This window comes from Aureimonas sp. OT7 (assembly GCF_014844055.1).
Classification (GTDB): Bacteria; Pseudomonadota; Alphaproteobacteria; order Rhizobiales; family Rhizobiaceae; genus Aureimonas; species Aureimonas altamirensis_A.
This window is the reverse complement of sequence record NZ_CP062167.1, coordinates 291,602-306,640: the sequence shown is the minus strand read 5'-3', so window position 1 is coordinate 306,640 and position 15,039 is coordinate 291,602. Positions and strand designations below refer to the sequence as shown.

Here is a 15,039-nt window from a genome sequence, read left to right as displayed (position 1 = left end):
CGCGTCCTTCAAGCGGCCATCCGCCTACAAAAAACAGGAAAGGTTCTCATCTTCCATAGGGTTAGAATGCCTTCAAAGAGCGGGGGACAACTCCGCCGGAACAGGCATCGTGGGAGGTACCGGATGGCCAGCGACGAACTCAACCGCAAATATTCCGCGCGCGAGGGCCGCGTCTTCATGAGCGGTACGCAGGCGCTGGTGCGCCTGCCGATGGTTCAGATGCGACGCGACCGCGAAGCGGGTCTGAACACGGGTACCTTCATATCCGGGTATCGCGGCTCGCCGCTCGGCGGCTACGACCAGCATCTGATGAAGGCGCGTCGCGAGCTGGAAGCCGAAGGGATCGTCTTCAAACCCGGCGTCAACGAAGATCTCGCGGCGACTGCCGTATGGGGATCGCAGCAGGCGTCCGTGTCGCCCGGCTTCCGCAAGGATGGCGTCGTCGGCATCTGGTACGGCAAGGGGCCGGGCGTCGACCGCTCGGGCGATGTGTTCAAGCACGCCAACGCCGCCGGGTCGTCGCGCCATGGCGGTGTGCTGGCCATCGCCGGCGACGACCATGGCGCCAAATCCTCTACCGTTCCGCATCAGTCCGACCATGCCTTCATGGCGGCCGTCATGCCGATGCTCTACCCGTCCTCGATCCATGAGTTCGTGGAGTTCGGCCTCGCCGGCATCGCCATGTCACGCTATTCCGGCTGCTGGGTCGGCATGAAGGTGATTGCCGACACGGTCGAGACGACGGCTTCGGTGGATCTGTCGGGCGAAAGGCGCATCTTCGCCGAACCGGGCGATTTCCAGTTGCCCGCCGATGGACTGAACCTGCGCGTTCCCGATGACCGATGGGCCCAGGACAACCGCCTCCAGACATACAAGGCCTATGCTGCCATCGCGTTCGCACGCGCCAACCGCCTGGACCGCGTCACCCTGGATGCCGAAGACGCGCGGCTTGGCATCATCGCCTCGGGCAAGGCCTACGAAGACGTCCGGCAGGCCCTCAAGGAGCTGGGTATCGACGAGGAGACGGCCCATCGGGCCCGCCTTCGTCTGTACAAGGTGGGCATGCCGTGGCCCCTGGAGCCTGAAGGCGTGCGCGAGTTCTCGGTCGGGCTGGAGGAAATCCTGGTCGTCGAGGAACGGCGCGAGATCATCGAAAACCAGATCAAGCAGCAATTGTTCAACTGGCGGGCCGACGTGCGCCCCCGCATCATCGGCAAGTTCGACCATAAGGACAGGCCGGTCCTGTCGCTGGCGGAAGAGCTGAGCGTCGCCACGGCGGCCATCACCATCGGCGAACACATCCTGGCCATGGGGCATGTCGACCCCGATCACCGGGCCTATATCGAAGCGCGCATCGCCCATTTCCGCCGGCGGCGGGACGCCGGAAAGCAGGCCGTGGCGCCCGTCGCGCGCATGCCGTTCTATTGCTCCGGCTGCCCGCACAATTCCTCGACCAAGGTTCCCGAAGGCTCTCGCGGAATGGCGGGCATCGGCTGTCACTTCATGGTGACGTGGATGGGCCGCTCCAGCGAGACGTTCTCGCAGATGGGCGGCGAAGGCGTGGCCTGGGCGGGGATCGCGCCCTTCACCGACGAGAAGCATGTCTTCGTCAACCTCGGCGACGGAACCTACTTCCATTCCGGCATCCTGGCGATCCGGCAGGCCGTGGCGGCCGGCGTCAATGCAACCTACAAGATCCTCTTCAACGACGCCGTCGCCATGACCGGTGGTCAGAAGGTGGACGGCCATCTGGACCCGGTCCAGATCACCCACCAGCTCGAGCAGGAAGGCGTGTCGCCGATCTATCTCGTCTCCGAGACGCCGGATCGTTACGCCCCGGCGCAATTGCCGCACGGCGCGATCATCCGCCCGCGCGACGAGGTCGAAGCCGTCATGCGGGAGATCCGGGAAGCACCGGGCGTGTCGGCCATCGTCTACGACCAGACCTGCGCGGCGGAAAAGCGCCGCCGCCGCAAGCGCGGGCTGATGCCGGAACCCAACAGGCGCGTCGCCATCAACCCTGCCGTCTGCGAAGGCTGTGGCGATTGCTCCGTGCAATCCAACTGCATCTCCGTCGAGCCCCTGGAAACAGAATTCGGACGCAAGCGGCGCATCAACCAGAGCTCGTGCAACAAAGATTTCTCCTGCCTCAAGGGTTTCTGCCCGTCCTTCGTGACGCTGGAGGGGGCCGAGCCGCGCCGCCGCGCCGCCTTGGGCGGGCCCGACCTGTCATCCGTGCCGGAGCCGGTCGTGCCCGAGCTGGAGGACGTCTGCAATATCGCCATCACCGGCGTCGGCGGCACCGGCGTCCTGACCATCGGCGCGCTCCTCGGCATGGCCGCGCATCTCGACGGCAAGGCGCCGATGCTGCTGGACATGGCCGGTCTGGCTCAGAAGGGCGGCGCCGTGCTCAGCCATGTACGCCTGGGGCGCCGGGCGGAGGACGTGACATGCCCGCGCATCGTCAGCGGCAGCACCGATCTTCTGATCGCGGCGGACGATGTGGTCGCGGCCTCGAAGGAAAGCGTGAACCTGCTATCGAACGAGCGAACGCGCGCCGTCGTCAACACGCATCTGACGCCCGTCGCGCAATTCGTCCGTGACCCCGATTTCGACTTCCGGCGTACGCTGGTGTCCGGCACCATCGGCAAATCGGTCATGCCCGGAAGCCATTTCGAGAATTTCACCGAAATGGCGGAACGCGTGGCCGGCGATGCCATCGCCACCAACATCATGATGCTCGGATACGCCTGGCAGAAGGGCCTGGTGCCACTGTCGGGCAACGCCATTCTGGAAGCGATCCGCATCAACGGGGTCGCCGTGAAGGCCAATCTCGATGCGTTCGGATGGGGTCGTCTCGCTGCCGCGGAGCCGCAGCGCATCGCGGCATTGGCGGGCGATGGTCAGCCGCCCGTCGAAACGCTTGCCGACATGACCACGGAGCGGCTGATCGAGCATCGTGCCGCGATGCTGGCCGACTATCAGGATACGGCGCTTGCCCAGCGTTATCGAGACCTGGTCAGGCGCGCGCAAGTGGCTGACGCGTCAGCCGGGGCGCACGGCAAGCTGGTGCGCGCCGTCGCGCATAATTATGCGAAGGTGCTCGCCTACAAGGACGAATACGAAGTCGCCCGGCTGTTCACCGACGGGCGCTTCGCGGACAGCCTCAAACGGGATTTCACCGGTGTGAAGCGGATGACCTTCCACATGGCGCCGCCTTTCCTGTCCGGCACCGATTCCAATGGTCGGCCGCGCAAACGAAACTTCGGGCCCTGGATCCTGCCGGTCATGCGGTTGTTGGCCAAAGGCAAGCGGCTGCGGGGCAGCGCCCTCGATCCGTTCGGCTATGGTGCGGAGCGCCGGGAGGAGCGGGCAGCGATCGTTACTTACGAAGCGGATTGCGACATGGTGTTCCGGCGGCTGGAGGCCGGCGATCTCGGCATCGCGGTCGAGCTTTTGAGCCTGCCTGACAGCGTCCGCGGCTTCGGCCCGGTCAAGGCCGCCAGCGCCGCGGCCGCAGCCGCAAGGCGCGCCAGCCTGACCCAGGCGCTGCTGGAGGCGCGTCAAGCCGACAAGCCCCGCCTTCCGGAACCGGCGGAGTGACGGCAGGATGAAGGCGCGCCCGCCTCAGTCCTGACGGCACACCTTGGCCAGCAACTGCCGAAGCGCCTTCTCTTCGCTGGGATGAAGGGGAGCCAGAAAGCTCTCCTCACTTTCGGCGACAGCCGATCTGATCTGGGGCAGCAGCGCCTTGCCGGCATCGCTCAGGGAAAGCCAATGCGCGCGACGATCGAGCTGGTCGCCGGTGCGCTCCACGAGTCCACGCTCCACCATCCGGTCGATCAGCCGCGAAACGCCGCCGCGGCTCATCGCCAGGCGCTCGGCCAGGGTGCTTGGCATCATGCGTTCGGTGCCCGACAACTCGCTGAGGACAAGCCATTCGCCGGAGCTGATGCCAAATCGGTCGAAGCGCCGGGTCAGCACGCGCACCATCCGGTCGGCAGCCCGCAGGAGCTGACGGCTGACACCATCCTGAATCGCTGCATCGGAGCGCGTATCGTCTGCGACCAAGGGCGTCTGGCCTCCATTTCCGGCCTGTAGCGGCTATCCAGCAGGATGCCTGTCGACATGGCCCGGACCCAAGATAACCTTAAGGTGTAGTTACCTGCTCAACAAGGTGCAGAAGTAGTTTGTTGCTGTCCCTCGGCCGGTTGCCGCTCCTGTGTCTGCATTGCGGGTCCCTGGCCGTTGGTCGTGCCTGCGATCGGGTCCAGGCCACTTGCGACAGGCGGGTGCGGGGTCGGCCCTGCCGTCTGTTCATCCTGCTGGCTGGTGCCGATGTCCGAGCCGCCAAGACCGCCCGTCCAGCCGCTCGAGCCAGCACCGCCGGGGGCAGTGCCGGAATCCGGACCGCGCGCCGGCGCGGTTTCCGATCCCTGTTCCGACAAATCCACACATCCCGGACGCTGCGTGGCATCCTGTGCCTGAGCCGATCCGGCGATGGCCGTCAGGATGGATAGTGCAAGCAGGGCCGATAAGCGGTTCATCTCGATATCTCCCGTCGCGAAGGGCAATTGCAATGGAAACGAGGGCGCCCATTGCTTCGTTCCGCGTGCCGGTTCAGGCATCCTCGACCACGAGGCAAGCTTCCCCGCGCCGGATCGAGCCGATGTCGGCGGCGGCGGGATAGCCGGCTTCGCGTATGGAGAGAAGTATGCGGCCGGCCTCGGCCGGATCGACCGCGAGAAGCAGCCCCCCGGAGGTCTGCGGGTCGGTCAGGAGATGACGCTTCCAGTCGGGCAGGCCATCCGGCAAGGCGACATCCGCTCCGTAGGACTGCCAGTTCCGATGCGATGCGCCGGTGACGAAGCCTTGCCGGGCCAACTCCCCGGCCTGCGACAGGAAGGGCAGGGCACCCGCCTCGATGGCAACCGTCGCCGACGATCCGCGCGCCATCTCCAGCCCATGGCCAAGGATACCGAAGCCCGTCACGTCCGTCATGGCGTGCACCGCAGGCTCCTCGCTGAGATCGGCCCCGACGCTGTTCAGGCGCGTCGTCGAAAGGATAAGTTCGCCATAGGCATCCGGCGACAGAGCATCCTTCTTGAAAGCCGCGGAATAGACTCCGACGCCGAGCGCCTTGGTCAGGATCAGCCGGTCGCCCGGTTGCGCGGTGGCGTTGCGCCGGATGCGGTCGACGCGGGCGGTGCCGATGACCGCAAGCCCGTAGACGGGCTCGGGACAATCGATCGAATGGCCGCCCGCCACCGGGATGCCGGCGCCGCCACACACTTCCGCGCCGCCCGCCAGGATCGCCCGGATCGAGCCTGCATCCAGTTTGTTCACCGGCATGCCGACGATGGCGAGCGCCATGATCGGACGTCCGCCCATGGCGTAGATATCCGACAGGGCATTGGTGGCCGCGATGCGGCCGAAATCGCGCGGATCGTCCACCATCGGCATGAAGAAGTCGGTGGTTGCGATGATGGCGGTCTGTCCGTCGAGATTCCACACGGCCGCGTCATCGCCGGTTTCGGTGCCGACGAGCAGCTTTTCGTATGGGCCCGCCTTCGGCATGCCCGACAAAAGGTCCTGCAACACGGCGGGGGCCAGCTTGCAGCCGCATCCACCACCATGTGCCAGGCTTGTCAGCCGGACCTTGCCATCGATCGAATCCATCATCGCTCCTCCCGGCGGATCACCGATCCGTGCCCCGCAAAACGTGATCGTAGGGCGCGAAAGAGGCGTTTCCATCGCTTTGACATTGGAATAGCTACAACCTAGCATATTTCCAAACTTGGTCCGCCTTACAACGTGGATAGCATGGAGGCACCGGACGAATGAATATGGAGCTCTCGCGACGCACCTTCCTGAAGGGTGCCGGCGCGGGTGTCGCGGTGACGACGCTGGGCGCATTCGGCTTCTCGGAAGCCGAGGCGGCCTTCGTCGAGGGCTTGCGGCCCTACCGGCTTGCCGGCACACAGGAAACGCGCAACACCTGCCCCTACTGCTCGGTGGCCTGCGGCATCATCCTTTATTCCAAGGGTGACATGGCCGACGGGTCGGCCGAGGTGGTCCACATCGAAGGCGATGTCGACCATCCCACCAATCGCGGCACGCTCTGCCCCAAGGGCGCGGCGCTGCTGGACTTCGTCAAGGCGCCGACGCGGCTGACGAAACCGAAGGTGCGGCGCCCCGGCTCCGACCGGTTCGAGGAGATTTCCTGGGACGAGGCGCTGACCGGCATCGCGCGGCACATGAAAAACGACCGCGACGCCAACTTCATCGAGCGCAATGCGAACGGGCAGACCGTCAATCGATGGACGACGACAGGGTTCCTGGCCGCCTCCGCCACGACGAACGAGACCGCCTTCCAGACCTACAAGGTCGTGCGGTCGACAGGGATGGTCGCATTCGACAATCAGGCGCGCGTCTGACACGGCCCCACGGTGTCCAGTTTGGGCCCAACTTTCGGTCGTGGTGCGATGACAAACCCGTGGACGGACATCCGTAACACGGACCTGGTCGTCATTATGGGTGGCAACGCCGCAGAGGCGCATCCATGCGGCTTCAAATGGGTCACGGAGGCGAAGGCCAACCGGGGCGCAAAGCTGATCGTCGTCGATCCGCGCTACACGCGCTCGGCGGCCGTATCGGACTATTACGCGCCGATCCGGCAAGGCTCCGACATCGCCTTCCTGCTGGGCGTCATCAATTACTGCATGCAGAACGACAAGGTGCAGTGGGATTACCTGCGCGCCTTCACCAATGCGAGCTTCATCGTCAAGGACGGCTTCGAGTATCGCGACGGCCTCTTCACCGGATACGACCCGGAGAAGCGGGAGTACGACCGCGAGAGCTGGGACTACGTCATCGGCGAGGATGGCTATGCCCAGACGGACGAGACGCTGACGCATCCGCGCTGCGTCTGGAACCTCCTGAAGCAGCACGTAGCCATCTACACGCCCGAGATGGTGGAGCGCATCTGCGGCACTCCGCGCGACAAGTTCCTGCATGTGGCGGAGATGATGGCGTCGTGCTCGACGCCCGACCGCACCATGACGTCCATGTACGCGCTTGGCTGGACGCAGCATTCGAAGGGGTCGCAGAACATCCGCTGCATGGCGATGCTGCAGCTGATCCTCGGCAATATCGGGGTGCGCGGTGGCGGAATGAACGCCCTGCGTGGCCACTCCAACATCCAGGGGCTGACCGATATCGGCCTGATGTCCAATCTGATTCCAGGTTATCTCAACATACCCACGGAAAAGGAACCGGATTTCGAGACCTATATGGCCTCGCGCGGGTTCAAGCCGCTTCGCCCCAACCAGGTGAGCTACTGGCAGAACTATCGCAAGTTCATCGTGTCGTTCCTGAAGGCGATGTGGGGGTCTGCCGCCACGGCGGAAAACCAGTTCGCCTACGATTACCTGCCCAAGCTCGACCTGCCCGCCTACGATGTCCTGCGGGCCTTCGAGATGATGTCGCAGGGGCAGATGCACGGCTATTTCTGCCAGGGCTTCAACCCGCTGCTGGCCTTCCCCAACCGGGGCAAGATCACAGCGTCCCTGTCGAAGCTCAAATATCTCGTCATCATGGACCCGCTGGAAACGGAAACGGCGCGGTTCTGGGAAAATCACGGCGAGTATAACGACGTCGACACCGCGTCGATCCAGACCGAGGTCTACCAGCTTCCGACCAGTTGCTTTGCCGAGGACGAGGGTGCGCTCGTCAATTCGGGCCGGTGGCTGCAGTGGCACTGGCCGGCTCAGAACCCGCCGGGCGACGCCAAGCGCGACAACTGGATCATGGCGCAGATCTTTCTGTACCTGAAGCGCCTCTACCAGGAAGAGGGGGGTGTCTTCCCGGATCCGATCCTGAACCTGACCTGGAACTACGAGGACCCTGAAGAACCGAGCCCGGCCGAGCTTGCGCGGGAGATGAACGGCTATGCCGTCACCGACCTCGCCGATCCGACGGATCCGACGCGGACCGTGGCGACGGCCGGCCAGCAACTGCCCGGCTTCGCGGCGCTTCGCGATGACGGTTCCACGGCCTGCGGCTGCTGGATCTTCTCGGGGTCCTATACCGAGCAGGGCAACATGATGGCCCGGCGCGACAATACCGACCCGGACGGGGTCGGGCTGTACCCGAACTGGACCTTCTCCTGGCCGGCCAACCGGCGCATCCTCTACAACCGCGCCTCGTCGGACGTGTCCGGCCGGCCGTGGGACGAGACCCGCCCGCTGGTCCAGTGGAACGGCGAGCGCTGGGCGGGATATGACGTGCCGGATATTCCGCCGACGTCACGACCGGAAGACGTGGGGCCCTTCATCATGAACCCGGAAGGCGTCTCGCGCCTGTTCACGCGGGGCATGATGCGGGACGGTCCCTTCCCCGCGCATTACGAGCCCTTCGAGGCGCCCATCGCCAACGTCATCGCGCCGGCCATCCGGGGCAACCCGGTGGCACGGATCTTCGAATCGGATCGCGATACGTTCGGCAACGCCGACGAGTTCCCCTATGCGGCGACGTCCTACCGCCTGACCGAGCATTTCCATTACTGGACCAAGCATGTCTGGGTGAACGCCGCCCTGCAGCCGGAGTTCTTCGTGGAGATATCGGAGGAGCTGGCGGCGGAAAAGGGCATCGACAAGGGCGGCTGGTGCCGCGTCTGGTCGAAGCGTGGATCGGTCTTCGCCAAGGCCGTCGTCACCAAGCGCATCAAACCGCTGATCTGCGACGGCAAGACCGTGCACGTGGTGGGCATCCCGCTGCACTGGGGCTTCATGGGCGCGGCCAAGAAGGGCTTCGGCCCCAACTCGCTGACGCCCTATGTCGGCGACGCCAATATCGAGACGCCGGAATTCAAGGCGTTCCTGGTCAACATCGAGCGGTCCTCCGGACCGGCGACATCGTGAGGGAGGGAAGGCCATGACCATCAACGTCAACCCACCCGTCGCACCGGACACCCAGATGCTGATGGGACCGCAGGATTATATCCGGCGCTCGGCATCCCGGGTGCCGACGCCCGAGCGCCAGCTCGAGGCGGTCGCCAAGCTGATCGACGTCTCCAAGTGCATCGGCTGCAAGGCATGCCAGTCGGCCTGCTGGGAGTGGAACAATCTGCACGAGGAAGTCGGCATCAATGTCGGCGTCTACGACAACCCCCACGACCTGACCCCGGAAACCTTTACGCTCATGCGGTTCACCGAATGGGTGAACCCGGAGACGGAAAACCTCGAATGGCTGATCCGCAAGGACGGCTGCATGCATTGCGCCGACCCCGGCTGTCTGAAAGCCTGTCCGGCACCCGGCGCCATCGTGCAGTATTCCAACGGCGTCGTGGACTTCATCCACGACAACTGCATCGGCTGCGGCTACTGCATCCAGGGATGCCCTTTCAACATTCCGCGCGTCTCCAAGGTCGACAACCGGTCGTACAAATGCACGCTCTGCTCCGATCGGATCGCGGTCGGGCAAGGTCCCGCCTGCGCCAAGGCCTGCCCGACAAAGGCCATCGTCTTCGGCACCAAGGAGGAGATGAAAGTGCATGCGGCCGGCCGCATCGAGGACCTGAAGTCGCGCGGCTACGACAATGCCGGTCTGTACGATCCCGAAGGCGTCGGCGGAACGCATGTGATGTACGTGCTGCAGCACGCCGACAAGCCGCATATCTACGCCAACCTGCCGGACAACCCGCGCATCAGCCCGCTGGTCGAGGCGTGGAAAGGCGTTACCAAGTATGCCGGCCTCGCAGCCATGGGATTTGCCGCGATGGCCGGCGTGCTCCATATCGCCATCAAGGGCCGCAACAAGGTCAGCCGCGAGGATGACGAAGCGGCACGCGATTATGTGAACGAGGCCGAAGGCGGGGAGGGCCGCTCACGTGACGGTTGAACCCATCCGCGATCCGGGCATCGCCGAGATCGATGGCGGCGACAGGCTGCGGCGTCGGCCGCAGGTGGTCGTGAGCCGCTACACGCGGGCCGCGCGCATCAATCACTGGATCACGGCCGTCAGCCTTATCCTGCTGGCGATATCGGGTCTTGCGCTGTTTCACCCGTCGCTTTTCTTCCTGACGGCGCTGTTCGGCGGAGGGCAGTGGACGAGGGCGATCCATCCGTGGATCGGCGTCGTCCTGTTCGTGTCCTTCTCCATCCTGTTCATCCGCTTCTTCCGCCTCAACCTGCCGCGCCGCGAGGACGCGCAATGGGTGGCGCAGATCGGCGACGTGCTGGGCGGGCACGAGGAAAAGCTGCCGGAAGTCGGCAAGTACAATGCCGGTCAGAAGCTGGTCTTCTGGGGCATGTCGGTGCTGATCGTCGTGCTGATCGTTTCGGGGCTGATGGTGTGGGAGCGTTATTTCGCCTCCATGCTCAGCATTCCGGTGCGGCGGATCGCCATCATGGTGCATTCGCTGGCGGCCATCGCCATCATCTGCCTGTGGATCATGCACGTCTATGCCTCGGTCTGGGTTGCCGGCACGATGAGCGCGATGACGCGCGGCACCGTCAGCGGCGGCTGGGCATGGCGGCATCACCGCAAATGGTTTCGTGCGCTGGCGGCCCATCCGGGCGGCCGCAAGGATGCCGAAAAACAGGATACGGCGCCGCCTGGCGCCTGACAGTTTTGAAAGCCGCGTGGCCCGTGCGGTTCGTGGAGAGTTGAAATGGCACGCAGAATCCCCGTTGCGGGAGACATGACCGATATAGGAGAGGCGGCGAGCCCGCCTTTCGTCCGGCTTCCGGAGGCGCTCGCCTTGTTCCGCCGTCGCGCGGACCGCTTCCGGCAATTGGCCCAGCCGGAGGGGATCGGCCCTTATCTCGCCTTCCTGGCCGGCATCGCCGAGGCGCAGGCCGCAGCAGCCGTCGATGTCTCCGTCCCGATGCCGGAAGGTGTCGAGCGCGCCCTCGAATACGGCATGCCGCCTTTGGACCGGACCGGCTACGCGCCGGACGCGTCGTTCCACGACATCGCCGACCGGTTGTTCGCGGCCGTCGGTGCGTTGCCCAAGCCCGACGCGGCGCAGGCTGCGCTGCAGCGGGTGATGAGCGATCATGAGGGCCTGGCCCAGCGTGTCGCCAACGTTCTGTCGGATTCCCTGCCAGCCCACGAGATGGCCGAACACGCCTATGTCGCCGCGGCATTGCAGGTCCGGTTCACGCTGGCGGCACAGGCCCTGCCGGCCGACCGTATCCGCCCGGCGGCGGGCGGAAGCTGCCCGTGCTGCGGCGGTGCCCCGGTCGCATCCGTGATCGTCGGCTGGCCGGAGGCTGCCGGCGCGCGTTTCTGCGCCTGTTCACTCTGCGGCACGCTGTGGCATCACGTGCGGGTGAAATGCGTGGTCTGCTCGTCGACGGAGGGCATCCGCTACAAGGAGATCGAGGGCGGACCCGGCAGCATCAAGGCCGAGACCTGCGACAAGTGTCACTCCTACGTGAAGATCATGAACCAGCAGAAGGATCGATGGCTCGATCCGCTTGCGGACGATGTGGGAAGTCTCGGCATCGACATATTGATGCGCGGCGAAGGTTTCGCGCGCGGCGCCTTCAACCCCTTCCTGCTGGGTTACTGACATGGTCGAGCGGCCGAGCCTGTCGAACCTGCCTTCGGTGGACAGGGTGCTGCGCACGGCGGAAGCCGAAGCGGCCATTGCGCGCCACGGGCTGACGGCGGCGACGAACGGCATCCGCGCCGCCCTGGACGATATCCGCAGGAGCGGCAGTACGCTGCGCGAGCCCGGCGCGATAGCCGGAGCGGCCATGGTGCGCCTGGAGCGGGATGCAGTGTCCAGCCTCAGGCCCGTATTCAACCTGACTGGGACCATCCTGCATACCAATCTCGGCCGGGCGCAGCTTGCCGAGGAAGCCGTCGAGGCGGCCGTCGCTGCCATGCGCGAGGCCGTTGCCCTGGAATACGACCTGGCGGGCGGCCGGCGCGGCGAACGCGACGACCATCTGCGCGGCCTGATCTGCGAGTTGACGGGCGCCGAGGATGCGACGCTCGTCAACAACAATGCCGCCGCCGTTCTCCTGACACTCAACGCCCTTGCGGATGGGCGCGGCGTCGTCGTCTCACGCGGGGAACTGATCGAGATCGGCGGGGCCTTCCGCATGCCGGACATCATGGCGCGCGCCGGCGCGCGGCTCGTGGAGGTGGGCACCACCAACCGCACCCACCGCCGCGACTACGAAGAGGCCCTGCGGCAGGACGGTGTGGGCATGATGCTGAAGGTCCACACGTCCAATTATCGTGTGGAGGGTTTCACCAGCAGCGTATCGGCTGCCGAGCTGGCGCCGCTGGCACGGGCGGCCGGCGTGCCGCTGGTCGAGGATCTCGGTTCCGGAACGCTGATCGATCTTGCGCCCTACGGCCTGCGCGACGAGCCGACCGTGCGCGAGGCCATCGATGCGGGCGTGGACCTCGTCACCTTCTCCGGCGACAAGCTGCTGGGTGGCCCACAGGCCGGCTTCATCGTCGGTCGCAGGGACGCCATCGCCGCCATCAACCGCAACCCGATGAAGCGGGCCCTGCGCGTCGACAAGCTGCGGCTCGCCGCGCTGGAGGCGACCTTGAAGCTCTACCGCGATCCGGCGCGCCTGGCCCAGCGGTTGCCCACCCTGCGCCTGATGGCGCGCAGCCGCGCCGAGATCACGGCCATGGCCACCGCGCTCGTGGACGATGTCTCGCGTGTCCTGCCGGACGGCGCGGTGGGCGTCGTCGATGTCGAGAGCCAGGTGGGCTCCGGCGCCATGCCCCTCGATACCTTGCCCAGTGCCGGGCTGGCGCTTCGGCCGAAGGGCCCGTCGAGCGCGGTCGAGCGCCTCGCCGATGCGCTCCGCGCCCTCCCCAGGCCGGTGATCGGGCGTCTTCGCGATGGAGCCCTGATCCTCGATCTGCGTTGCCTGGAGGATCGGCACGCCTTCCTGTCCAACCTGTCCCATCTGAAGAGTTCCGAAGCGTGATCGTCGGCACGGCCGGGCACATCGACCATGGCAAGACGGCGCTGGTCCGCGCGCTGACCGGGGTGGAGACCGACCGTCTGCGCGAGGAAAGAGAGCGCGGGATCACCATCGATCTCGGCTTTGCCTACACCACCCTTCGCAATGGACGGCGCATCGGCTTTGTGGACGTGCCGGGTCATGAGCGTTTCGTGCATACGATGCTGGCAGGGGCGGGCGGCATCGATTTCGCACTGCTCGTCATAGCGGCCGATGACGGCATCATGCCGCAGACCCGCGAGCACCTGGCCATCCTGTCGCTGCTCGGCATACGCGACGGAGCGATCGTGCTGTCCAAGGCCGACCTTGCCGACGACAAACGCATCGAGGCGTTGCGCGCGGAAATCCAGGCGCTGGTTTCGGGCGGCTTCCTGGATGGCGCGCCCATCATTGCCGCATCGACGCGCGGCCTGCCGGGCACGGAATCCATCATGCACCTCCTGGAAGCGCGTGCCGGGGCCATGACGTCGGCGCGCGGCGACGGCCGGCGCTTCCGCCTGGCCGTGGACCGGAGCTTCGTCCTGCCGGGCACGGGAACGGTGGTGACGGGCACGGTCCTGTCCGGCCTTGTCCGCACCGGAGATACGCTTGCGGTGTCCCCGACGGGCCTGGCGGCGCGTCTGCGCTCGCTGCATCGGCAGGACGAGAAGGCCGACGAGGGCCGGGCCGGCGACCGCTGCGCGCTCAACCTTTCCGGCGACCGGATCGAGCGCAATGCCGTACGGCGCGGCGACATGATCGTCGATCCCGCTCTCGACCATCCGACAGACCGCATCGATGCGGAGCTCAGCCTGTTGCCGGGCACGGAGCGGCCGGTGGCGCAATGGTTTCCGGTTCGCCTGCATCATGCCGCCGCCGATGTCGCCGCGCGGATCGTGCTGCTGGGCGATCGGCCGATCCGGCCGGGCGAGACGGGCTTCGTGCAACTGGTGCTCGACAAACCGCTGGCCGCCGCCGCCGGCGATCGCTTCGTCATCCGGGATACGTCCGCCCGCCACACGCTGGGCGGTGGACGCTTCCTCGATCTGCGCGCGCCGGCCCGCCGCCGCCGCACCGCCGAGCGGCTTGCGGTCCTGTCGGCCATGGCCGCGCCGGACGCCGGGGCGGTGCTGTCCGCGTTGCTGGCCCTGCCGCCGCAGACGGTCGATATCGCCGCCTTCGCACGCGACCGGGCGTTGACCGACGACCATGCAAGCGCGCTCGTCGCGGCAATGGATTGCGTGGAGATCGCCGCCGGGCCCGTCATCATGGCACGGCCGGCCTTCGACACTCTCGGCCGGCAGCTTTCGGAGGCCCTGGCGGCGTTCCACGCCGACAACCCCGACTTGCCCGGCATCGGGATGGAGCGGCTGCGGCTGGCGGTCGCGCCGCGCCTGCCCGCCCCCGTGTTCCGCTCGGTCCTGGCGACATTGCGCGATGGCGGGCATTTGAAACTGGACGGAGCGTGGGTTGCCGCTTTCGACCACGCGGTGCGCCTGTCGGAGGCCGACGAGGCTCTGTGGACGCGGATCGCCCCCCTTCTTTCGGGCACGGAACGGTTTCGCCCGCCGCGCACCCGCGACCTTGCGGAAAGCTTTGCGGTATCCGAGGCCTCCATGCGGATGCTGCTGAAGCGCCTTGGGCGCATGGGCCAGCTCTATGAGGTGGCGCACGACCACTTCTTTCCGAAGGCCGTCCTGAAAGAGATCGTCGAGATCATGCGCGACATCGCCGCCGGCAGGCCCGGTGGCCAGTTCACGGCGGCGGACCTGCGCGACAGGCTGGACAATGGGCGCAAGGTCGCGATCCAGATCCTCGAATTCTTCGACCGCCATGGCCTGACGCTGAGGCGCGGCGATCAGCGCCGGCTGAACCCGCACAGGCTGGACCTGTTCGACTAGGATGTCCGCGCGGCAAGGCGCCTCGAATGGCTCCTGGCGGGGCGTCCGACGCGCCACGGTTTAATATTTCACCCTTGGCCAGAGAAGCGAATTTACTTTGCCTGCAATCCGTCTCGCAATCTGCCAGAACGGGTCGGAATTCACGGGTCCCGAAC

General features: G+C 66.1%; 10 protein-coding genes. 7 read left to right on the top strand and 3 right to left on the bottom strand.

Features of this window, described 5'->3' with window-relative positions; genetic code table 11:
* Positions 1–123 precede the first annotated feature (123 nt).
* Positions 124–3,603: an indolepyruvate ferredoxin oxidoreductase family protein gene (locus tag IGS74_RS01530; RefSeq protein ID WP_192388793.1), complete on the top strand. Its 3,480-nt coding sequence runs from the start codon at positions 124–126 to the stop codon at positions 3,601–3,603.
* A gap of 24 nt (positions 3,604–3,627) precedes the next feature.
* On the opposite strand, the gene IGS74_RS01525 is transcribed toward IGS74_RS01530, so the two are convergent.
* From IGS74_RS01525 to selD, 3 genes are all read right to left on the bottom strand, one after another.
* Complete coding sequence (locus tag IGS74_RS01525; protein ID WP_192388791.1) at positions 3,628–4,071, bottom strand: MarR family transcriptional regulator; 444 nt, start codon at positions 4,069–4,071, stop codon at positions 3,628–3,630.
* Between the two features lie 98 nt (positions 4,072–4,169).
* The gene (locus IGS74_RS01520) at positions 4,170–4,547 is read right to left on the bottom strand and encodes a hypothetical protein (protein ID WP_192388789.1); all 378 of its coding nucleotides are present in this window, start codon (positions 4,545–4,547) and stop codon (positions 4,170–4,172) included.
* Positions 4,548–4,620: 73 nt separating this feature from the next.
* Complete coding sequence (gene selD, locus IGS74_RS01515) at positions 4,621–5,679, bottom strand: selenide, water dikinase SelD (RefSeq protein WP_192391292.1); 1,059 nt, start codon at positions 5,677–5,679, stop codon at positions 4,621–4,623.
* A 161-nt stretch (positions 5,680–5,840) separates the two neighbouring features.
* Here selD and fdnG point away from each other — a divergent pair, with 161 nt between their 5' ends.
* The 6 genes from fdnG to selB are packed head-to-tail and all read left to right on the top strand — an operon-like array spanning position 5,841 to position 14,884.
* Positions 5,841–8,921: a formate dehydrogenase-N subunit alpha gene (gene fdnG, locus IGS74_RS01510; RefSeq protein ID WP_156122382.1), complete on the top strand. Its 3,081-nt coding sequence runs from the start codon at positions 5,841–5,843 to the stop codon at positions 8,919–8,921.
* Positions 8,922–8,934: 13 nt separating this feature from the next.
* On the top strand, positions 8,935–9,900 hold the full coding sequence (gene fdxH / locus IGS74_RS01505; RefSeq protein WP_281413029.1) for a formate dehydrogenase subunit beta: 966 nt from the start codon (positions 8,935–8,937) through the stop codon (positions 9,898–9,900).
* A 19-nt stretch (positions 9,901–9,919) separates the two neighbouring features.
* The gene (locus IGS74_RS01500; protein WP_246723217.1) at positions 9,920–10,627 is read left to right on the top strand and encodes a formate dehydrogenase subunit gamma; all 708 of its coding nucleotides are present in this window, start codon (positions 9,920–9,922) and stop codon (positions 10,625–10,627) included.
* A gap of 45 nt (positions 10,628–10,672) precedes the next feature.
* The gene (gene fdhE / locus IGS74_RS01495) at positions 10,673–11,578 is read left to right on the top strand and encodes a formate dehydrogenase accessory protein FdhE (protein ID WP_192388787.1); all 906 of its coding nucleotides are present in this window, start codon (positions 10,673–10,675) and stop codon (positions 11,576–11,578) included.
* A 1-nt stretch (position 11,579) separates the two neighbouring features.
* Positions 11,580–12,968 carry an L-seryl-tRNA(Sec) selenium transferase gene (gene selA / locus IGS74_RS01490; protein ID WP_192388785.1) on the top strand — a complete coding sequence of 463 codons (1,389 nt, stop codon included), beginning with the start codon at positions 11,580–11,582 and terminating at the stop codon, positions 12,966–12,968.
* Positions 12,965–14,884: a selenocysteine-specific translation elongation factor gene (selB, locus tag IGS74_RS01485; protein WP_192388783.1), complete on the top strand. Its 1,920-nt coding sequence runs from the start codon at positions 12,965–12,967 to the stop codon at positions 14,882–14,884. The genes selA and selB overlap by 4 nt, the downstream gene beginning before the upstream one ends.
* The last annotated feature ends 155 nt before the right edge of the window (positions 14,885–15,039 follow it).